Source organism: Peptostreptococcus canis, assembly GCF_014229965.1.
Classification (GTDB): domain Bacteria; phylum Bacillota; class Clostridia; order Peptostreptococcales; family Peptostreptococcaceae; genus Peptostreptococcus; species Peptostreptococcus canis.
The window spans coordinates 514,482-537,648 of the sequence record NZ_JABGBW010000002.1; the positions used below are offsets into that span (position 1 = coordinate 514,482).

Sequence of the window (23,167 nt, forward strand, 5' to 3'; positions counted from 1 at the left end):
GTATACTGATTATACCACAAAAACTATTATATATTTTTTATTATTCATTTTTTTTCTTGTTTTTTTTTATTCTCTGTGTTAATATAATATATGTGATTGGCAGTAGCCTGCCGCTGTGGCGGAATTGGCAGACGCACAGGACTCAAAATCCTGCGATAGCGATATCGTGCCGGTTCGACCCCGGCCAGCGGCACTAATAAAAAACGTGAAGAATTATTCTTCACGTTTTTTATTATTCTAAATTAGTATTTATTTTTTTTATTTGTTTTTAATTCTTTTTTATTCATTTTTTTATTTTTATTGTTTTTTTATACTTTATTACCATGAAATCCTTTTTATAAAAAAAATTTATAAATATATATTAATTCAATTTATTTTTTTGTAAATAATAATATACACTTAATTTTTTTTCATATAGATAGCAAAAACCTATAGATGGAGGGTACCATCTATAGGAAAAAATAGCCCTGATGGCACGAGGATGTGAGGGAGTTCGCCATCAGTTTTTATAGGGTAATTATACTTATAAAAATGAAATTAAATATTTCATTTCTATATTTTAAATAATAACATAATTATGTAAATTGTCAATATATTTAATTTAAATTTTAACATGGTTTTTTAGAAATTATTTTCATATAGTTTTTTTCTATATAAATAATAAGTTATATCTATAATTTCTACTAATTTTATAGTATAATTGAATTAATAAATTGAATGGAGGGAATATATGGATATAAAGCAATTAGAGGTTTTTGTCGCAGTTGCAAAACACAAAAGTTTCTCAAAAGCAGCTAGAGAATTATTTCTAACTCAACCAACTGTAAGTTCACATATTCAAAACCTGGAAAATGAAATGCAGTGCGTGTTACTTAATAGAAACAATAAAACTATTACTCTAACTGACTCTGGAAAAGTTTTATACAATCATGCAATTATCATTCTAAATGATTGTAAAAAAGCCCTTTATGATATAAAAGAATATTCCGGTAAAATCAGTGGTGCTCTAAATTTGGTCTGTAGCTCTATACCTGAAGCTTATATTCTTCCAAAATTTTTAAAGACTTTTTGTGATGAATATCCAAATATAACTTTTACAATTGATCATTGTGACTCCAATTTAGTTGTTCCAGAAATACTTAGTGAAAGAGTGACTTTCGGAATAGTAGGTTCAAAAAGCAAACATCCTCATATTAGATATATAGATTTAATTAATGATGAGCTTGTATTGATATGCCCTAGTAAGTGTGAAATTAAAAATGAGAACGGATATATAAATATAAACGAACTAAAAGATTTAATCTTTATAATGAGAAAAGAAGGTTCGGGTACTAGGAATTTGATAGTTAACACACTTAATTCCAGTTCTGTACCTATATCTACACTAAACGTCAGAGCACATGTAGAATCAAATAACGCTATTATTGAAATGGTAAAAAATGGTCTTGGATGCTCATTTGTATCTTTGATATCTGTAAAGGACATGATAGAAAGAGGAGAAATAAAATCATATAGAATAAAAAATTTAAAATTTGAAAGAAACTTCTATTTTTTATTCTCTAAGAAAAAATTTTTTACTCCTACTGAAAAAAAATTCTTGGAATATTTTTCAAGTTTCTATAATTTAGGCATAGAAATTGGAGAATAGAGTATGTGAAAATAATAAAAAAGGGACTAATCCAAAAGCCAATATTTTCATCTTATGGATTAGTCCCTTTTTTAGTAATTTTATTGAAGCTCTGAAGAATCTGGAGTTACTACAGTTATATTATCCAACTGTTGCTTAAACCCCGCTCTGAAATTTTCCAGGAATTCCTTTCTAAGAATAGCCCTTTCTTCAGTCTCCTCTTTCGTAAGTTCTCTCTTCTTTGCAATTTTTGCCAGTTCATTAATTCTAGCCAATTTATTCTTGTCAAACTCATTCACTAAATCCATAAAAACACTCCTTCCATTAATAAATCATATAGCTATTTTAATTAAAATATCATACTAAGTCAATATACAAATCATATTTACTTATATTTATTATATTTGACAGATGATATTTACTTCAACTTATTATATTTCACAAATGAGATTTACTTCAACTTATCATTATTCAAACTATGAATTTCACTAAATTTTTCATAGAATGTATCAATATTATCACTTATAATGTCGATTGCTTCCTTTATCCTATCAATATTTTCTCTCGCAATATTTATTCTGAAAAACCTATCATCAATATCGTTATCATAGTATATGGATCCCGGTTGCACCGCAACGCCCTTATCAAGAATAAAATTCACAAAATCACTTGAAAAAAAACCTCTTCTAAGCTCTAGAAAAAAGTTAATTCCTCCTGCTGTTTCTATCAATTTTAATTTCCCATCTAATTTTTCCTTCAAATATTTCTTTGTGAATATAAATTTTTCAGTATAAATATCCCCGACTATCTTCATATGTTCCTTCCACTCGAATCTATCCATATAATAAAATAGTGATTTTTGTATCAGTGTAGAGGTTGAAATATCCGAGCTATATTTTGATAACAAAGCTCTATTCACAAGTTCCGGCGGTATATATAATACTCCCACTCTCAGACCGGGCATCAATATTTTAGAAAAACTTTTTATATATATAACCCTGTCATAAATATCATAACTCTTTAGAGTTTGGTTATTATTTGATTGAAATTTAAAATCACTTATAAAATCATCTTCCAATATATAAAAATCGTACTCTTCAGCCAACTCAATCAACTTTTTCTTTTTTGTTTCGCTATATGAAATACCCGTTGGATTTTGAAAATTCGGCATTACATATAGCATTTTAGGTCTTATCCGCTCGAGTTTCAATTTTAATATTCCTATATCAATTCCGTCATTAAGCATGGGAATACTTACTAATTTTGCATTTCTGCTTTTTAATACTCCTAAAGCCCCATAATATGTCGGCTCTTCAATAAATACAACATCCGAATAATCCACGAGAGTCTTACACACAATATCAATTCCCTGTTGTGCTCCTGAGATTATTAACAAATTATCAGATGATGATTTTATGCCTAGCTCCGATAAATAATTTACCATTGCTTTTTTTAGATTCGGAACTCCATTTCCTTCATCATAATCGAATATATCCTCAGAGTCTTCATCTAAGGCAATATTAATAGCATCTTTGAAATCTTTTATGGGAAACATATCCGAAGATGGATTTCCGGTATCTAATCTATATACATTACTATGATTCTCAATTTTTATTTTACCATAATTATTTTTTTGCTCTCTGACAAATGAACCGCTACCTGATTTCTTATATATATATCCTTCAGATTCCAATAATTCATATGCTTTAACAATTGTGATGCTATTTACCCCTAAAAACGAGGATAATTTTCGTATAGATGGGAGTTTTTCATTTGGCAATATTTTTTTTTCAAATATCAATTTTTTAATCAAATTATAAATCTGAATATATTTAGCACCTTTTCCATCAAAAAAAACATTATATTTTTCCAAATCAATCCCTCCCCTGTTTCTAAATTTTAGCATATTTTAACAAGATAGAATAAGTGATATACGTAAAATGGGAAATACTCCCGGTTTTATAGTTTCAACATACTTTAAGTATTTAAAATAACTTTTACATATTCAAAACAAGAGTGCTGCAAATGCAACACTCTTGATCCCAAAACACCGTAGACCTGATTAAATTCACACCCGAGATTCACCCAGGTGGGTGACTCGCCTTATACTTTTTGAAGTCCCGAACATAAACAGGCATATCATACTTATATATGAACAAAGTCTCCCGTATTAAATATGTAGGTTGAACTTATATATAGCCTTATCGTATGTTCCAGTTCGTATTTATATTATACAACAACTGAATAAATATTTAAAGTATTTTAAATATTTATTACCTCTTGACTTTTTTTAAAAATGTTTTCTTACTTGTTATTTCTATCTGATACACTTTCTCTATCTATAATTCTATATGGAAGTTTTACTTTCTTTTCATCAATTTCTTCTCCTCTGATTATTTTTATAATCATCCTTAAAGCTACAGCACCTATATCAAATAAAGGTTGAGAAACTGTGGTCAATTTTGGTCTGTACATTTTTGCAAACTCCACATCATTGAATCCTGCCACTGAAATATCATCCGGAACAGAATACCCCATATCAAAGCAGGCATTGATAGCTCCTATAGCAGCTTCATCACTTGTTGCAAAAATAGCATCCAGAATATTGTTGCTTGATAAAAGTTCTTTTGCGGCCATATATCCATCTGCATATGTTGTACCACATGCTTTTACAATACTTTCATCATAAGGTATATTGTTTTCCTCCAATGCCTTTTTATATCCATTTAATCTCGAATCTGAAAGATTTGAAATCTGGTAATTTGTTCTCATTAACGATATTTTCTTGTGCCCCTTTTCAATCAGGAAATTGGTCATATCTCTGGCAGCCGGCTCATTTTTTGTAGCTACGTTATAGATATCAAAATCCCTATTCGTTTTGCTTATATATACAGCTGGTATTCCGCTCTTCTCAATTATATCAACCAACTCCTGATCTATATCCCAACAAATAACTACCATTCCCTCGACTTGTTTTGTCTTTAACAGGTCGATGCTCTTTATTTCTAAATCTCTTTCGGAATAAGTATTCGCCAATAAAATATCATAATTATACATTTTTGATATTTCTTCAATACCGTTAAGCACCTCTGCAGAAAAAGTATCCGTAACTTCCGGCACAATCACACCTATTAAATTGCTTTTTCTAGTTACCAAACTTCTAGCAAGAGGATTTGGAACATAACCGGTTTCTTTTATTACATCCAATACCCTTTGCTTCACTTCATTGGTTACAGGCTTTGAATCATTTATCACTCTAGATACCGTTGAAATCGATACACCTGCTTGCTTTGCTACATCTTTTATTGTAGTAGGCTTTTTAGTTACCATATACTCATATCCTTTCTTTTACTTATAAAATTTAATATAATTAAAATACCATTACAATTTTTTCACGAACGTTTGTACATATATTTTTGAATAATAATCGATTTAATCATGTTTTCCCTATTTTCCATTATATACCATCCGCTAAAATAAATATAGTTTTTTTGTTTTTTTTATTGAAAAAAAATAGATCCTATATTAATATACTATTATACAAGCAGACAATTGGTTGATGATTATGAGTTTAAATTGATTATTTAAAATTGGAGGATATATAAATGTTTGAAAAAATAAAAGAAATCATCGTCGAACAATTAAATCTAGATGATGATAGTGTAATTACTATGGATACTGATTTAATGGAAGATTTAGATGCAGACTCTCTGGATGCTGTCGAAATAATAATGAATATCGAGGAAGAATTTGATATCAAAATTCCTGATGAAGATATTGAAGGTGTAAGAACAATAGCTGATATTATTAATTTTTTAGAAGAACTTAAGTAAAGATTACAATATCGCAATAATAATTCATACATAGTATAAATAATGGATTATCATATGAATTATTTTTTTGTAAATATGCTAAAATCAATACCAAATTATTCTAATTTCAACAAAGAGGGCGTCTGCCCTCTTTTTATAGTGATATTAAAATTATAATTATATAAAAATTTGCGATTATTTCTCCTCATAAAATTCTATGTTTTTAAGGGTAATGTCAACTGTTCCATCATCATTTCTCTTAATGGAATATTTCATAGGATCTTCAAAATCATCCAGTAATCCCTTTATATCAAATCCCGTATTTGTCTTAATAGCTCTTCTTTTTAATTTTTTTTCTACCCAAGTCTTATCTATTGGAAATTGATTATCTATTTCCCTATCTTCCATAAGTTCTTTAAAACTTTGCTTTCTCTCTTCTTCGACTATGCTATCTTCTATAAATTTATCTATATCTACATCATTGCCTTCTCTTAAAGTAAAATTAAGCATACTCCTCACACTCTCTGCTGATTTTACATCATTTCCATATGCATTTGTAATCCAATTATCGGTAGTATTTCTAAATGATTTAGTTAAAAACTTTTCATCTTTAACTTTCTTTGACTTTAAAAATTCGGTTACAAAACTTGAGTCCGCCTCTTGTTTCTCGGCGACCTTATCTAAAACTTGAAAATGCCATTCGTCGTTTATTCCACTCACACCTACCAGCGCTGCATGGATTATTTTTTGTGAATCTTGAATTCCTATATCATTTGTAACCATTTTTATAGATACAGTCTCATTTTCTTCATTATATCCTATTTCATGTGTATATAATTTTTTATAATCCAACTTTATAATTGCTACTTGCTTCTGATCCTTATGAGTAAACAATACTACCGCCAAATCACAAGAATCAAGTTCAGCATTTACCTTCATAGCGTCAAACATAAATCCTGCAATTGCTTTTGAACTCATAACAAAAGATTTTTCATCATAAATAATATGGTCGCAACAAACTCTAATTTCATTTTCCTGATAATTATCGAAAGTAGCTTTTCTTAAATCATCATCTCTTAATATCCTTCTAATAACTTTTTGATAAAACGCATCTGTTTCAGGTGAAATCATATTTTCAATGTCATTTAACACCGGAAAGTCGGAATTTTTATCAAGTACATGTATTATAAATTTATTTATAATCATTTTTTCCTCCTAAATTAATTTATATATTTATCTACCAAGAAAGATCCATATCTAATGTTCCGCCACAATTTAATATCAATTTTTTTATATCATCGGGCAATTCTGCACAGACCTCAATTCTAGTTGATGTTCTGGGTTGGGTAATTCCTATTTTATATGCGTGTAGAGCTTGTCTATCAATCAAATTTTTATCCACATGTCCATAAAGCTCATCACCTATTATCCCATATCCCAAATGCGATAGATGAACTCTGATTTGATGTGTTCTTCCAGTATCCAACTTCAACATTACAACAGTGGCATCTTTCATTCTTTGAATAACTTTAAAATGTGTTACAGAATTTTGTCCCCTATCATCAACACATCTTTTTATACTATCATCGCTCTCTCTATAGATGGGCAAATCTATAGTTCCAGTATCTTCTTTTATACATCCCTTTACTACAGCAATGTATATTTTTTCTACATTGTTATCGGACATTTCAACAGATAGTTTATGATGTGCATATGCATTTTTAGCCACTACAACGATTCCCGAAGTATTCATATCCAGTCTATTTACAAATCTTATTTTTGGATATTCAGATTTAGACTGTATATAATAAGATACTGCATTTGCAAGTGTTTTATCCGTATGACTTTTGGTCGGATGCACTACCATAAACGGAGGTTTATCCATTATAAGCAAATCGAAATCCTCATATATGCACCTAACCCCTAAATTTTGGGGGTTAAAACCAGAGGGTTCTTCAATAATCGGAATCATTATAATATCCCCTTTTTTGATATTACCTGTAGGTTTTTTATATTCATCATTTACAAATAAATTTTTTTTATTTTTAAGTTTTGAAATAGACCTAACAGAAAATCCCAGATTATCTATTAAAAAATCTTTTATTTTGCTATCCTCTTCTACTTCTATTACAAATTTATTCCATTCTTGTTTTCCTTCAATAAACACTTAATACCACCTTTTTACATATTTTTGAAATGTAAATTAATATATTTTTACATATTACTATTTAAACTTTATTTCATTTAACTTATAATCGTATGTCTTTAAAAACTTCATATAAACTCTATCCCAAAACTCATAGTCAGAAAGTCTTATCAATTTTACCTTTTTATTAGTATTGCGCATTTGTATCTTTTCTACATCTGTATATTTTGTTTCTTCACCATCAACTACTATTAATATGGATTTATCTGATTTATACTCCGGATTTATAGAAATTTCCGTATTATCTACCGGCAATATTATGCTGGATGTAAAGCTTCTAAAAGCGTTTGTACTAATCGGCGAAATTGGTGTAATTTGAAGTATTTTAAGCCTATTATCCACTATACTTCCACCTGCCGAATAATTATATGCTGTAGATCCGGTAGATGTAGACAAAATAAGACCGTCTCCACTAAATGTTTCCATATAATTACCATTTACAAATAAATTCAAATGAGCAGTTCTGGATCTATTCCCTCTTACAACTAATTCATTTATTGCATACTCCACTCTAGATTTATTTTCCATCTTTATTTCTGCTTCCAACAGTGGTAATTCATTTATATCATAATCACCTTTTAAATATGATTCTATAAAAAAATCTATCTCTTTTTCATCTGGCAAAATTTCAGCAAAAAAACCCAAATGACCTGTATTCACGCAGAAAAAAGGAATTTCCGGAAAATTTAATTCTCTTGCTGTCTTTAAAAAAGAACCATCTCCTCCTATAGAAATGACCAGTTCTGTGTCCTTTGTAATATTCTCACTAGTACTATATCCGATGGATCTGAATTTATCTATCAATATTTTTTTAATCTTATTGGAAATTTCGAGATGATTCGACCTTAACGTAATATTTTTACTCATTTTTCATTACCCCTCATGAAAATTTTTCAATGTTTGTACAATAAATTTTACACCAATAGACCTACAAAAGCAATTCGATTAAGAAATATAATATCATTTTTCATTAAAAAAGAGCGGATAAAATAAGGTAATCCACTCTTTAAGCTTATTTAAATTGTATTAATCGTTGTCTTTACTATTTTCTTTTTCTATATATTCTTTAAAGGATATTTCATCATCTGATTTCTCGATTTCCTTCACATGCATCTTTATACTTTCTATCCTGTTTTTATCGAGAGAAAGAATTTCCACGATCACCGAATCGTTTAATTCTATTACTTCTCCCTCATCAGGAAGCCCATTTAAATGTCCAAGTATATAACCCCCTATAGAATCGAACTCATCTGATTCTAAATTATAATATAAAAACTCATTAACATCACTTATCTTTGCACTACCGTCGACAAGATATTCATTTTCTCCAAGTTTTACAATTTCATCATCTTCTTCATCATACTCGTCCTCTATATCGCCGACTAATACCTCAATCAAGTCTTCTACAGTCAATAATCCGGAAGTCCCGCCGTACTCATCAAGTACTATTGCAATTTGAGTCTTGGCTACTTTCATTTCTTCCAGCAATTGAGATATTTTTTTAAATTCATAGGTAAAAAAGGGTTCTCTCATATATTTTTCAACACAGAAATTTTTCTCTTCATCATCCGACAAAAAAATTATATCCTTTATATTCAATACACCTACAATATCATCAATATTTTCTTTGTAGACAGGTAATCTACTCATCTTATCTTCTTTAAATACTTGCAATACTTCATCATAGGTATCATCCAAAGATACAGTCACCATATCAATTCTTTGTACCATAGCATCTTCGGCTTTCATATCTCCGAATTCAAATACGTTATTAATTATGGTTCTTTCTTCCTGCTCAAGTACACCTTCTTCATGACTTACATTTACCATTACCTTTAAATCTTCTTCAGTAATAAGCGATTTAGGATCATCATCCTGTATCCTAAAAATCTTAAATATTGCTGTAGTAATTAAGTTCACAACAAAAACTACCGGTGATAGAATAATAATCAAAGCATTCAGTATTTTTGCCACCGCAAGAGATACTCGTTCCTTATTGTTTGAAGCTATAGATTTCGGTGTTACTTCACCAAAAACTAATACTAAAACTGTCATTATAGCAGTTGCCATGGCAACTCCCTGATTACCAAAAATACTCACCAATAAAGATGTAGAAATTGATGTAGCTGCTATATTTACAACATTATTTCCTACAAGAATTGTACTCAATAACTTTTTTGGTTTTGATATTAACTTTTCAGCTACATTAGCACCCTTTACTCCCTCTTCTTTAAGATGTCTGATTTTTACTCTACTAACTGACATCAAAGCAGTTTCAGATGCGGAAAAGAATCCTGATATTAAAATCAATACTACTAATATTAATACCTGAATCCACAGACCACCAGGTTCCAAAAAAATCACTCCCCTATTATTAATGTATATCTATACCTCATAATTATAACACAAAACATTATAAATATCTATTCCAATGCATATTTAACCAAGCCTGAAAATTCGAAATATTTGACTCTTTGATATGTACCCTCCTTGCCGGTTGTCCGGTAAAGAGGGTATATATCACTTTTTTACTAACTGTTTTCTATTCTAACTATTGAAGTTGATTCGACCGAATCCATTTCCACCAATAATTTCATAGGTATTCTATTTTTCAATTCTTCAACATGAGAAATTATACCTACACTCATGGTATTGCTTTTTAATTTTTCCAAAGATTCCATAACGGTGTCTAGGAGTTCGGAATCTAACGTTCCAAATCCCTCATCTAAAAAGAAAAATTCCAAAGCTGCTCTTCCCTTTAATTGAATTTGCGATGAGAGAGCCAAAGCCAATGCTAAAGAAGTTAAAAATGTTTCTCCTCCTGATAAAGTATCTGCAGCCCTTCTAATACCGCCATTGAAATTATCCCTTACAACAAAGGTATATTCGGAATCTATCTCTAGTGAATATCTTTCATTTGTAATTTCACTCAGTCTCTCAGATGCCTCATATACTATATTTTTTAAATAAATTTGAGAAAGATATTCCACAAATTTATTCCCTCTCAATACTTTCTCTAATACTACTATTGAATCTTTGTTTTTCTGTTTTAACTTCAATTTATCGAGAATATCCCCTACCTGTAAAAGGCTTTTTTCCATTTTTTCTAATTCATGAACAGTTTTGGACTTTTTATCCTTATTTTCATCCAATTCTATTTGAATACTGTCACAAATACTTTTTTGATTCTCCAGTTCTTCTTTTTTAATATTTCTTCCTGCTAACTTTTTGCTATTTTCATCTAGCTTAATATTTGATTCAAATACATTTTTTTCATAATCGTCTATGTTTTTTTTATAGCGATTTAACTCTTCATCTACACAGTAATTGGCTATTACATCCTCAATAGATAAAAAATCAAATTTTTCTATTAATTCATCAATTATTTGTTGCTGATGTAATACAAGTTTGTTATTGCTATCTTTTTCTACCTCCATTTTATTAATAAGAGTTTCCAATTTATTTATTTCCCCGTCCAGATTTTCAATTTCAACTTTGGTTTTTTCATATAAATCTAGTGTCTCTTTCTCATATAAATCTATAAATTTCAATACTCCCGAATAATCATCGGTATCTACATTGCTTTCTTGAAAAAGATTCCAATCTAAATTTTTGTGAACCTCTTTTAGTTTAATATCCGTTTTTTCAATATCCTCTTTTATCCTAGATAATTTTGATGTTTCAAGCCTAAAATCAAGTTCCAGCTTTGTTTTTTCATCCGCATTTTTTTGTAGTTTCAATTTATTATTTTCCAAATCTACTAAAATTAATTTATTATCCTCACTTGTCTTATCGAAAATTTCTTCTTTTGCACATATTTCGTTATATACTTTTTCGATATCTGACAAACAATTTTTTTCTTTTATATCTAATAGTTTTTCTAAAACATCTTTTCTGATTTTTTCAATCTCGGATATTTTACCGGAATGTGTAAAAATTATAGACTCCTTAGACTCAATAGAAGTTTTGATCGCAATTTTATTCCTAACCAAATCTTCCTTTTCCTTTTCTATCGTCAGTTTTTGTTGATTTAATTTCTCTATATTCTTATATTTAATTTCCCTAAGTTCTCTCTGATTTTCTCTATATGAGGAAATTTCAATTACATTTTTTTCTAATTCTTCAGAATTCCTTTTATTTAGTTCTTTATTTTTTTCTTCTAACTCCGAATCAAATTTTTTATCTTTTTCTATATCAAAATTTATTCTTGTAGATAATTCAATAAGAGATCTGTACAGTCCGTCTCTCTTTTCATTAAACTGTTCGAGTTTTTTCTTTTCTTCAATCGTTCTTCCAATATTTGAATATAGTGTATTCTTATCTCCGGATATAACATCTATACTTTCTATATGGCTATTACACACCGGACATCTGTCACCACTATGAAAATTCTCAATCCAGGAAATTCTTATTTTTTGACTTAAATCATCAACTTCTCTTTTTTCAATCTTTTCTTCTGTTTCTCTAATTATTTTATCAATATTATCAATTTCGACTTTCAATATACTTTCTTTTTCTCTATTAGTCCTAATTATATCCAAATTATCTGATTTTTTTTGACTTAATACCGTGATTTTGGTCTCTAAATCCTTAACTGATGAAATCTCGTTTTCAAGATATAGAATTTTTCTTGAAATTTCGTTTAACATATCATCGTCCAATGTTTCAATTTTTTCCTGTTCAAATATTGAATTTATAATATTTCCTATCTCTTCTTCTTTTTTATCTATAAATTTATCGCTTATTTCTAATTTATTTAAAAGAGATTTTAACTCAGTTCGTTCTTTTTCTATATATTCATTCTCTTTTTCTATCTCCTTGGACAGCCTTATATGCTCATTTTCAAGATTCAAAGCATCCAATACAATATTTTTGTACTTTCTATCTACTTTATTTTCATTCAATATTTTTTCGTTATTTTCCTTTAATTCTTCCAATAACTTCACTTTTTTCTCTATTTCAGCCATTTCATTTTTAAGTTCTTCAATAGATTTTTCAAAATCCAATACAAATTTTGAAGATGAAATTTCTTTATCCCTTAAAACAAATAATTCTCTATCTATTTCTATTAATCTCTCTATATCTTTTCTCGCAATTCTAAAATCAGATATATTTTCTTTCTTTTTCAAAATTTCATCATAATCAGTTTTAAGCATTTCATATAATCCATCCATAGAAGATTTTTTTTGTTTTATATCATCCATATTTTTTTCTATATCTGATATATTTTTCTGTATTATATATATCTTATCTATTTCGGGTTTTACTAAATTCGCCTTATCCGATAACTCTACTTTACTATTTATTGAGTTTATCTCTTCTTTTCGGCTTTCCAATTCCTCAATTTCCCTTAATATCGATTCTCTTTCTATACATAAATCATAAACGGCTTGATATTCGATGAGTTTTTTATTTTCTAAAGAAAGTTTCTCATTTATCTCATTTACATTTTTAGTATAAAATTCCACTTCTTTTTCAAGCTTTTCCTTAGCCTCTAAATTTACATCCGGATATTCGGAAAGTCTGGCATTTAATATATCTATGGAGGAATTTACCTTATTTTTTTCTCTACCCAATTTTATATTTAATTCAGTGCCATATTCTTCCAGGTTAAATATTCTTTCAAGCATATTTCTTCTATTTTTTCCATCCAATGTAAGAAATTCATTGAATTTTCCCTGTGGCAAAACAACGGACTTTAAAAAATCACTTTCTTCTAATCCCAATATATCTTTAATACATCTATTTGTATCACTTACTTTATCTGCTATTATATCGTAATCCTGATTTTCAAATGCTGATTTTTTCATCAATCTTACATAGTCACTGCCAAAAGTCGTTTTGTTTCCATTTACTTTCTTTTTAAATCTTCTTGAAATTTTATAAATATATCTGTCCCTGCCCTGACCAATTTCAAACTCATAGTCTACTGTGGCTTTTTCACAACCGGAATTAATAAATTCTTTTGTTCCTCTAGCTATATTTCCATACAGTGCAAGGGTAATGGCATCTAATATAGTGGATTTTCCGCTCCCTGTTTTTCCAAAAATACCAAAGATTCCTCTAGAAGTCAATTTTTCAAAATCTACTATCTGTTTTTTTGCATAGCTATTTATCCCTTCAATCTCTAATCTAATCGGCTTCATCAGAATCCACCTCCGAACTACTTATTAATTTTTCAAAAAGTTTTACAATATCTTCACCGGGTTCAAAACCACCACTCTGTGTTTTGTAAAAATCTAAAAAGAAAGTTTTTATATTTCCTTTATTTATATCGACTACTTCTTCTCTATTTCCATAGTCTATATTTTTTATGACAGGTTTAATCTCCAATATACTTTTCATGAGTTTTTTCATCTCTCGAATAATTTCCGGCTCTATAGAATCATCAGTGATTATCTCAAAATATGCAAATATATCCTCTTCACTTTTTTCTCTACATACTTTTAGAGCATCATCTATATTATCACACTTAAAAAGTGATATTTGTTTATAATTTTTAATATATTCTTCTCTGATATCAGCCTCTTTATCCGGTACAATATCTATAATTCTCACAGACTTTGCCGTATTTCTTTCAGTCTTGCTATATTGAATAGGAGATCCCGAATAGTATGCATTATATAATTTTGATACCGTCTGTGGTTTATGTATATGTCCAAGAGCTGTATATTGAGATTTCTTCGGTAAATCACTTTTATTCACCAATAATGAACCACCTAATTCTATTCTTCTCTCAGAATCACTTATCTCACTTCCAACCACGAATAAATGAGAAATAGCAATATTGATTTCCCCCTCCGAAAAATTTTCTTCAAGCCTTTGAAAAATTTCTCCTACTTTTTCTGAATATGTTTTTTGCATCTCTTGTATTTCTTCAAAATCGGAAAATACCTCATTTAATCTTTTTTCACTAGGATAAGGTAAACTCGCTATATTTATATCTGTCCCGTCTATGTTTAATTTAGTATAGCCCTCCTCTGCCTTAATTATTTTAAATCCCTCGTATTCGGCAACTTCAGCCTTACTTTTTGGATATCCCATTATTATTATTCCGGATTTAGATGCAAGCGGATTTATTGCCTCTAATCTATCAGGATTATCGTGATTTCCGGCAATCACAAAAACACATCTCTTTCCATTATCAGCGATTCTGGTCACAGTGTCGTAAAATAAAGATTCAGCATTTGCAGGAGGATTCGATGTATCGTAAATATCTCCGGCAATTAATATTAACTTGGCGTCTTCTCTATTTACGAGTTCCACAAAATCATTACAAAACTCCATTTGTTCATCTAATCTTGAATAGCCTTCGAGATATTTTCCCAAATGCCAATCCGATGTATGTATTATCTTCATTTAATCCTCCTGCCCTATCATTTCCGGCAACCATCTAGTCATACTTCACGAGCCTGCCAATTCCAAATAAATAGATATATTTGTTACTTATTTTTTTACCTGAAATATCCTCAATAGCATTTTTATACAACTCTAATTGAATTTTATATCTATTTACTACTTCTTCAAAATTATCCTCATTTACAAAATCAGTCTTGTAATCCAGTAATATATAGTCTCCATTCTCATCTTCAAAAAATAAATCTATTATACCGACAAGCATCATTCTTTCACTATCATCAATATTCTCATTTTTATATAGCTCATTTATCTTAATACTATAGTTTATAGCTTTTTCTTTATATACCCTATCTCTTTTTTGAGCATTTAATATTTTTTTAAATATATCCGATTTTATAAACCTTACAACATTAGATATTCTAACAGTCTCAGCCTCTTCTTTGCTTATTATTTTTCTATTTATAAACAACTCTATTTGTCGTTCAACCTCGGCTTTTATTTTATCATCAACTGATTTATCCTCTTCTGCATCCCTCACATACTCATCAAATTCCAAAAAATCCAGTAATTGCATTACAAGGTGGAAAATAGTTCCCTTTTCAGCAGAATTAAAATCTATTTTATCCTTACCTTTATGTATAAAATCCGGCGTTGAAAGTTCCGACTTTCTTGTAGAAGAATATATATTCTGATGCATTTCTTCATCATTTTCCGATAATATCTTTTTGACTTCTGACACGGAAATACTTGATGGTTTTAATGCACTTGACTTGTATTTATACTCAAAATTAAATTTCTGATCAAGAAATTCCTTTATAGTATTTAATTTTTTCGTATCATCCAGCGTTTCATTTATTCTTTCCACTTCATTCGTATTTTTATCGGCTTTGTTTATATTTTCAACAATAAACTTATTTTCTTTAAATACATTATTTTTTTTCTCTACGTCTATATACCATTTACATTCTTTATATCCTCTGCATTTTTTACTTTCTCCAAGTACGTTATAAAATTCTTCTCTGTCTTCCATTGATATAATAGTTGGCATAATCCAATCTAAATAGGAATTTGTCGACAAAATTTCTGTACTCTCTATCTTTCCGTCTATATTTCTTGGAACTTCTAGCCATTTTTTCTCTTTTTTATCTATATCCTGTATTACCCCGCTTATAATTAGTTTTTCTTTCGCCCTTGTCATGGCTACATATAAAAGTCTCATTTCCTCAGCTATCTGCTCTTTCTTTTGTATGTTCACCATATTCTTTTTGGCTATACTGTCAAAACTTAAATTTCTATCCAAATCAAAAATCTTAGGTCCATATCCATAATTTTGATGTAATGTTAAGTTGGAATCACCTGACTTTAGCATAAACTTTTTATCTGTATTAGCCAATATCACAATCGGAAACTCCAATCCCTTACTCTTATGAATAGTCATCAACCTTACTACATTAGCTTCTTCCGAAATCAATCTGGCTTCTCCTAAATCTCCGGATCTGTTTTTTATCCTTTCAAAGTAATTTATAAAATTAAAAAGCCCTTTATAAGATGTCTTTTCATATTGCCTAGCCCTTTCAAACAACAGCATAAGATTATTTTGTCTTTGTTCTCCAAACTGAAGCATACCTACATAGGTATAATAATTTGTATCTTTCAATAAATACCAGATAAATTCATCCACGGACATAAGCAAGGACTTTTCTCTATATTTACGTATTTTATCCACAAAATCAACAACTTTATCCCTAAGTTTGTTTATTTTTTCTTCGTTTGTAAATTCAGTATTGTATAGTTTCAAAAGTGCATCATAAAAACTCGAACCTTTATCAAACATTCTAATTTCAGCCATTTCACCGGCTTCAAAATTAAAAATAGGAGATCTCATAACTGATAAAATGGCAATATCCTGCATTGGATTATCGATTATCTTTAGTAAATTCATCATCGTATAAATTTCTAAACTCGAAAAATATCCACTACCTGCCTCAGTATAAAGCGGAATTTTATATTCTCTCATAACCTCTTCAAAAGTAGCAGCCCTATTATTAGTTGCCCTCATCAAGATGACAATATCCCTATATTCTACGGGTCTATAATTTCCGCTTTCTTTATCCAAAACCATAAATCGGCTATCCACATCGCTATTATTTACCATTTTATAAATTATATTAGCTATGTTTTGTGCTTCTATTTTTATTTTCTCTATCTCTTGTGATTCTTCCCCATCTTTTTCAGTCATTGTAATCAAAGAATAATCTACATCCTTTTGTATATCATCTGAAATATCAGACTTACTTGAATCCACTAGGTAAATTTCTACGGGTCCGCCGACATGGGCATTTTCAAAATCGAGTTCCTCAAAAAAAGCACTTGGATTCAATTTTTCCTTTGCCGTATATTCCAATTCTCCGGTTTCTTTTCTCATTATTTCCATAAATACATGATTACACCCCTCGAGAACTTCCGGTCTGCTCCTAAAATTTTTAAATAGCATTATTTTCTTGTGTAAGCTATCCTTTTTTTCTGTATGTGAGTCGTATTTTTCGTATTTATCCATAAAAATTTCCGGCATAGCCTGTCTAAATCTATAAATACTTTGTTTGACATCTCCTACCATAAATCTGTTAGGATTATCAAACCTGGAAACTTGAGAAAGAATTATCTCTTGAACCAAGTTACTGTCCTGATATTCATCGGTAAATACTTCTTCATATTTATCCCTGTAAGAAAGTGCTATCTTGGACGGCACAGCTTTCCCATCTTCATTAAAATCGGTTAAAATATCCAAAGCATAATGTTCTATATCTGCAAAGTCAAGAACACCCATAGATTTCTTTTTTTCTGCAAATTTCACTCTAAATAATTTTACTATATCAGATATCGATCTCATATAAGGATATACCATATCATTTTCCATAATAATATTATCAATCTTTACTGCTAATTTATCGACTTCAATTTTTATGGAATCTTTTACGGAACTGATATGTTTTTTTATATCATTATAATATGCTTTTGCACTTTCATCTGCATTTTTTCCTATTCTAAAGCTCTTCAATTCGATATTTCTATATCCGTCAACAAGCTTAATTATAGAATTCCATTTTTTTTCAGACAAATAATCTGCACCATTTCCCAAAAATTCATCCAAACTCATGATAATATCGTCAAGTTTTTCTTTTATAACGCAATAATTTTCGAAAAACTTTGCTAAATCATCGTAATTTTTCAATTCTTCAAGAAAATTATTCAATACATTATTATATACATTTAATGACATATGTACTTCTTTGGCAATAGGTTCACAGTAATTTTTTATATAAAAATCCTTGTCCTTATCTGCCGTATTAAAAAACTCCGCACTTTCGTCCAACCATTTGTCCGGATAAGGAGATGAATTTATAAAATTATTTACCATTAATAATAGGGAAATAAGACTTTCATCATCATTTCTACCTGAATACCAATCCACCAATCTTAAAAAATCGGGGCTTTTTTCATTATACAATTCTTCAAATAAATCTTCCATCACCTCTGATGCTATTATTCCAATTTCGGTAGGATCGGCAACATTTATATTTGGATCCAAATCGGTAACGTGAAAATTATTTCTCACTATATTACCACAGAATGAATCAATAGTCGTTATTTCAGCTCTATTTAGCAACATTACCTGTTTTTGAAGATGTTCATTGTCCGGATTTTTCTCTAAAGCTTTTTCAATAGCCACTCCTACCCTTTCTCTCATCTCAGATGCAGCGGCTTTAGTGAAAGTAACCACTAAAAGTCTGTCTATATCAACAGGATTTTTTTCGTCCAATATCAATTGTATAATTCTCTCTATAAGAACAGCGGTCTTTCCCGAGCCGGCAGCAGCAGCTACCAAAAGATCAGAACCTCTGTTATCTATCACTGATTTTTGTTCTTCTGTCCATCTTGTAGCCATTATCTGCCACTCCTTTCTCCCAGCTTTTCCTTCATAAGCTTTATAATTTCTTCATAATCGTTCCTATGAACTTTTTTATAGATATTATTATAATTATTGCCGTTTAAATATCTGTCAAATTGACAAATTGCATTAAATTCACAATATTCACAAGGTGTACTTCCACTAAATCTATATGGATGTATGTCGATATTTCCGGAATAAATATTCTCACATATTTCCTTTGACTTTTCTATTACATATTCATTTATTACATCAAATTCATCTTCAAATAAGCCTCTGGTAGATACCTTGCTAAAACTTGAATAATCTTTTTTTATTTCCAACGGCAATATTGAAGATTTTAAACTCACCTTACCTATAGTATTATCAAGATGATTATGCAAATCTATATCCTTGATAATAAGCCCGTTCAGTTTATTTTCTTCAAGTATCTTTTTTTTATGTTCCTCAGAGTTAGAGTTAGAAGCCTGTTCTACATCATCAAAACCGACCAGCTTTGGATTAAATCTGCTATACAATAAAGCTGCCGGTTTTAAATTTTTATCCATTTTATATCTAAGCATAGCGTTCATATATATAAATAATTGAAGATCCAAACCATGATATACCCTATCTAAATTAATATCTCTGGTAGACGATTTATAGTCAATCACCATTAAATATTTATTTATACCATCATCAAATACATCCAATCTGTCTATTTTTCCTCTTAAATTTATATCTCTGCCATCTGATAGTTTATATTTTATAGGTGGCAAACTTCCCTTAAATCCAAAACCGACTTCAAATCCCTCCGGATTAAAATCACTCCTTCTAACTTGCTCCGACATAATGCCGATACTATCTATAAGCCTTTTATTTACCCTATTTGTCAGATATTTATATTTTTCAGAACTGTTTAATATATATGATATCTTAGATTCTAATATTTCACCACTTATTCTATTTACTTCCGATTCGATATATTTATCATCTATATCGTTCCAACTAATACCGTTTAATATCACTCGTTTTGAAAATTCATCAAGTATTTTATGAGCATATGAACCCGAATCCATAGGTGTAAATTTATATTCTTCTCTTTCTTTTGCATTAAGTCCATATGTCAAAAAATATGAAAATGGACAAGCCGCAAATTTTTCTATTTTTGAAATACTGAAATTACCGTTTCCATATAATTCACCTGCTATAAACTTATCAAGTTTTCCGGAATAATTGCAGTATTTTAATGCCTCTCCAACTAATCTTATTTTTTCTCCGTATTCTCTATCTTTCTTAAAAAATCTATATACTTCCCGCCAGATTTCAGAACTCTTTTCGTCAATTTCACCACTGTTGATTTTCTTTATATTTATCAACAAGTCTTCAAATAATTTTTCTTTTGAAGACACTTTTTCTTTTAAATCTTCAAATGTATACTCTTCTCCTTCATCCAATATAACATTGACCTTTAGCTTAGGAAAAATTTTTATAAGTTTCTTTATAAGTGGTGACGGTCGCATTGCCTTACCTTCAAAATCCGCCACTGAATATGAAACTGCAAGTCTAGACTTGGACGTACTAAATGCCTTATAAACCAGAAATTGTTCATCATATGCCTTGGTAATTGAATCCGAATCAAATTTTACTCCCTGGCTTAAAAGTTTTTCTTTTTCCAAATCAGTCAGCATAGAATTATCAGAAATAGTTTGTGGGAATACACCGTCATTTACACCCAATAAAAAAATAACCTTTGTGTTTGGATTTTTCATTCTATCTACTGTTGTTACAAATACCTGATCTCTGGAAGGTGGAATAATTCCTAATTCAAAACCTTCGAGCTCAGCTTCCATCAACCTTATAAATTTCTCAATTCCTATTTTTTCATCACCTAAAAATTCAACAAGTTCATCCAGCATAGAAATAAATATATTCCAAACCTGAGAATATTCTTTGGCTTTATATAAATTATCTTCATTTTCAAACCTATTAATAATGTCGTCAATTCTTGCCGGTAAATCTATCTCCACCGTAAAATCATATAAATATCTACATATTTCGGAAACCCTGTTTCTTCCAGCCAGTTTTTTATGCAAATTTTCTATCGGTTTCATAACAAGACGTCGTATTTTATTTATATTTTCAATATACTCCTTTTCAAAAACCTCATCTTCTTCATCTAATGAGTGACTTACCGGAAAATCCCACATGTCATCAAACCATCTTTTTCCTCTGATTCCATTTGCAAGCACATAATTTTCCAATCTATATATATCTTCATTATCTATGCCTGTAAGACCACTTTTTAAATATCTAAACATGGAATTATAACTATAATTGTTAAGTTTCATGTCCAATATTGAAAGAATCAAAACTATAATAGGATTATTTTTAGCAGCTATTTTTTCATCTAAAAAATAACCTATTTCATAATTTTCAAAAATACCTTTTATTAAATAAGAATAGGAATCCAGATTTCTCATACCTATAGTTATTTCGTTATACCTATATCCCTTATCCCTTACAAGTCTCGTTATTTCACCGGCAATATACTCTATTTCTAAATGGGTATTATTAAACTCAAAAATTTCTATATTTTCTACTTCTTTTTCATATGGTTTCGGATTAAATTCATTTATATTTTTCTCCAAATATATTAAATCATCTCCATCAAAATATGAACATAAACTCATATTTTCATCTTTTAATCTTTCCACACCGTTTTTTTGACATATTTCATTTATCTTTAGAAAAGTTATATTTGTCTTTGAAAAAACACCTCTTCCGGAATTAAAATTTCTCAAATCAGTAGTCAATGAAAAGTATATATTTTCAGCTGAAATTATCAGTTTTTCGATTACCAAATACTGTACGGGGGTAAAACCTGTATATTCATCAACAAAGATAGTTGCCCCCTTTATATCCTGAAAATCACCTAATTTGCCTGCAAAAAGTGATAGAGAATCTTCCGTATCGATATACTTTTTATCTATTAAATTTTCATATTTTGAATATATTTTAGCCAAATCATTCAGTTTGTGTTTCAAAGCCTCATCATCCGTATTCTCAGCCATTTCAAATATATCATTGACACTCATATCATTTTGTTTAAACTCTATGATAATATCCATAATTTTATTTACGAGACCTATTCCGTCACTACCTGATTTAAATGTTTTTAAATCTTTTGAAGCTAAATCCAAAGCCTTATAAATCAGCATAGTCCTTGCACTTTTTCCAATTTTTCTATCTTTAATTCCGCCGACATTGGTAAATACTATCTTACTAAGCGTTGAAAAACTAACAACTCTTATTCTAAAAAAAGGATCTTTATCCACCAAAAATCTATCACTTAATTTTTTTTCCATTTCATAGGTATATTTTTCCGGCACAAGTATATAAATAGGCTTTGTACTTTCTTTTTTTGCTTCTTCAAAACACAAATCCAATATTTTATCCGTCTTATTACATCCATTTCTTCCGGTAATAAATCCAACGCCCATACTTTCACCTCCACTATTACAATATTATCTCTATATCAATTATACTTTTCTTTATATCATCTATAGTATTTAAAATTATTTTCTCATATTTTTTATGTTTTTCATCCGAATACTGTACTCTGATATTATTGTCTATAGCGGGCTGATAATAATGCATTGAAATATTATCGCAAGCTATATCTTTCGCAATACTCATCTTACATACATACAAATAAACGATAGTCTGCATCTTTTTTTCCGCAATAGATTTTTCTATTTTTTTACCCTCGGTTTTCCAATCCCAGATATCTACTTTATACAGCTTTCCATTTTTATATATCTTAACTATCAAATCGAAAATCGATTGTATTCTGCCTTTTAATTCAATAACACATTCAGGCAAAAATTCTACATCATCACCGTATTTTTTAATATATGCATTTTTTATATTCTCTATCTTCTTCAGATTTTCCTTAACTTCCAAATTCAAGTCGCTATTATTAGACTCGGAATAAGGGGGTATATCCATAAAAATTCTTTGACACATGGTGTGAAATTCTCTACCGTATAACATATTTTCATCATACAGCATATCGATGTCGGTATCATCGCTCCAAAAAATATCCATTATATATTTATCAAAAAATTCTTTTTTATCTCTTTTCCATGTATTTAGCATATTTTGGCTAAATATTAAATTATCAACTCTATACTCCAGTATTTTCCTATTCAACCAACTCACCACCTACATAC

14 protein-coding genes, 1 tRNA gene and 1 other RNA gene are annotated in these 23,167 nt (G+C 29.4%); 3 read left to right on the forward strand and 13 right to left on the reverse strand.

What is annotated here, in order from left to right; all coding sequences use genetic code 11:
• The first annotated feature begins 109 nt into the window (after nt 1–109).
• Both HLB29_RS05305 and HLB29_RS05310 read left to right on the forward strand, forming a co-directional pair.
• Nucleotides 110–193, forward strand: a tRNA-Leu gene (locus tag HLB29_RS05305).
• Between the two features lie 537 nt (nt 194–730).
• Complete coding sequence (locus tag HLB29_RS05310) at nt 731–1,648, forward strand: selenium metabolism-associated LysR family transcriptional regulator (RefSeq protein ID WP_185624103.1); 918 nt, start codon at nt 731–733, stop codon at nt 1,646–1,648.
• Between the two features lie 80 nt (nt 1,649–1,728).
• On the opposite strand, the gene HLB29_RS05315 is transcribed toward HLB29_RS05310, so the two are convergent.
• The 4 genes from HLB29_RS05315 to HLB29_RS05330 all read right to left on the reverse strand — a co-directional run bounded on the left by HLB29_RS05315 (nt 1,729) and on the right by HLB29_RS05330 (nt 4,957).
• Nucleotides 1,729–1,935: a DUF896 domain-containing protein gene (locus HLB29_RS05315; RefSeq protein ID WP_185624104.1), complete on the reverse strand. Its 207-nt coding sequence runs from the start codon at nt 1,933–1,935 to the stop codon at nt 1,729–1,731.
• A gap of 143 nt (nt 1,936–2,078) precedes the next feature.
• On the reverse strand, nt 2,079–3,500 hold the full coding sequence (gene pdxR, locus HLB29_RS05320) for a MocR-like pyridoxine biosynthesis transcription factor PdxR (protein ID WP_243155086.1): 1,422 nt from the start codon (nt 3,498–3,500) through the stop codon (nt 2,079–2,081).
• Nucleotides 3,501–3,665: 165 nt separating this feature from the next.
• A non-coding RNA gene (gene ssrS / locus HLB29_RS05325) (6S RNA) lies at nt 3,666–3,850 on the reverse strand.
• Between the two features lie 81 nt (nt 3,851–3,931).
• On the reverse strand, nt 3,932–4,957 hold the full coding sequence (locus HLB29_RS05330; RefSeq protein WP_185624106.1) for a LacI family DNA-binding transcriptional regulator: 1,026 nt from the start codon (nt 4,955–4,957) through the stop codon (nt 3,932–3,934).
• 275 nt (nt 4,958–5,232) lie between these two features.
• On the opposite strand from HLB29_RS05330, the gene acpP reads away from it, so the two are divergent.
• The gene (gene acpP / locus HLB29_RS05335) at nt 5,233–5,460 is read left to right on the forward strand and encodes an acyl carrier protein (RefSeq protein ID WP_185624107.1); all 228 of its coding nucleotides are present in this window, start codon (nt 5,233–5,235) and stop codon (nt 5,458–5,460) included.
• A 174-nt stretch (nt 5,461–5,634) separates the two neighbouring features.
• Here the strand turns inward: acpP and HLB29_RS05340 are convergent, their stop codons facing one another.
• From HLB29_RS05340 to HLB29_RS05380, 9 genes are all read right to left on the reverse strand, one after another.
• Entirely contained in the window at nt 5,635–6,645 is a 1,011-nt protein-coding gene (locus tag HLB29_RS05340; RefSeq protein WP_185624108.1) for a nucleoid-associated protein, read from the reverse strand.
• A 31-nt stretch (nt 6,646–6,676) separates the two neighbouring features.
• Entirely contained in the window at nt 6,677–7,606 is a 930-nt protein-coding gene (locus tag HLB29_RS05345; RefSeq protein WP_185624109.1) for an RluA family pseudouridine synthase, read from the reverse strand.
• Nucleotides 7,607–7,663: 57 nt separating this feature from the next.
• Complete coding sequence (locus tag HLB29_RS05350; RefSeq protein ID WP_185624110.1) at nt 7,664–8,512, reverse strand: NAD(+)/NADH kinase; 849 nt, start codon at nt 8,510–8,512, stop codon at nt 7,664–7,666.
• A 159-nt stretch (nt 8,513–8,671) separates the two neighbouring features.
• Nucleotides 8,672–10,000, reverse strand: coding sequence for an HlyC/CorC family transporter (locus HLB29_RS05355; protein WP_185624145.1), 1,329 nt, complete (start codon nt 9,998–10,000; stop codon nt 8,672–8,674).
• 176 nt (nt 10,001–10,176) lie between these two features.
• Nucleotides 10,177–13,791, reverse strand: coding sequence for an AAA family ATPase (locus HLB29_RS05360; RefSeq protein WP_185624111.1), 3,615 nt, complete (start codon nt 13,789–13,791; stop codon nt 10,177–10,179).
• The gene (locus tag HLB29_RS05365; protein WP_185624112.1) at nt 13,778–15,004 is read right to left on the reverse strand and encodes a metallophosphoesterase family protein; all 1,227 of its coding nucleotides are present in this window, start codon (nt 15,002–15,004) and stop codon (nt 13,778–13,780) included. Before HLB29_RS05365 ends, HLB29_RS05360 begins: the two co-directional genes overlap by 14 nt.
• 34 nt (nt 15,005–15,038) lie before the next feature.
• Nucleotides 15,039–18,950, reverse strand: a complete 3,912-nt coding sequence (addA, locus tag HLB29_RS05370) for a helicase-exonuclease AddAB subunit AddA (protein WP_207719519.1) — start codon at nt 18,948–18,950, stop codon at nt 15,039–15,041.
• Entirely contained in the window at nt 18,950–22,435 is a 3,486-nt protein-coding gene (gene addB / locus HLB29_RS05375; RefSeq protein WP_185624113.1) for a helicase-exonuclease AddAB subunit AddB, read from the reverse strand. The genes addA and addB overlap by 1 nt, the downstream gene beginning before the upstream one ends.
• 16 nt (nt 22,436–22,451) lie before the next feature.
• Nucleotides 22,452–23,147: a PD-(D/E)XK nuclease family protein gene (locus HLB29_RS05380; protein ID WP_243155087.1), complete on the reverse strand. Its 696-nt coding sequence runs from the start codon at nt 23,145–23,147 to the stop codon at nt 22,452–22,454.
• Between the last annotated feature and the right edge of the window lie 20 nt (nt 23,148–23,167).

Coding starts and splice junctions, on each gene's coding strand:
- HLB29_RS05310 (WP_185624103.1), top strand. CDS start 731: ATGGATATAAAGCAATTAGAGGTTTTTGTCGCAGTTGCAAAACACAAA.
- HLB29_RS05315 (WP_185624104.1), bottom strand. CDS start 1,935: ATGGATTTAGTGAATGAGTTTGACAAGAATAAATTGGCTAGAATTAAT.
- HLB29_RS05330 (WP_185624106.1), bottom strand. CDS start 4,957: ATGGTAACTAAAAAGCCTACTACAATAAAAGATGTAGCAAAGCAAGCA.
- acpP (WP_185624107.1), top strand. CDS start 5,233: ATGTTTGAAAAAATAAAAGAAATCATCGTCGAACAATTAAATCTAGAT.
- HLB29_RS05340 (WP_185624108.1), bottom strand. CDS start 6,645: ATGATTATAAATAAATTTATAATACATGTACTTGATAAAAATTCCGAC.
- HLB29_RS05350 (WP_185624110.1), bottom strand. CDS start 8,512: ATGAGTAAAAATATTACGTTAAGGTCGAATCATCTCGAAATTTCCAAT.
- HLB29_RS05360 (WP_185624111.1), bottom strand. CDS start 13,791: ATGAAGCCGATTAGATTAGAGATTGAAGGGATAAATAGCTATGCAAAA.
- HLB29_RS05365 (WP_185624112.1), bottom strand. CDS start 15,004: ATGAAGATAATACATACATCGGATTGGCATTTGGGAAAATATCTCGAA.
- addA (WP_207719519.1), bottom strand. CDS start 18,950: ATGGCTACAAGATGGACAGAAGAACAAAAATCAGTGATAGATAACAGA.
- addB (WP_185624113.1), bottom strand. CDS start 22,435: ATGGGCGTTGGATTTATTACCGGAAGAAATGGATGTAATAAGACGGAT.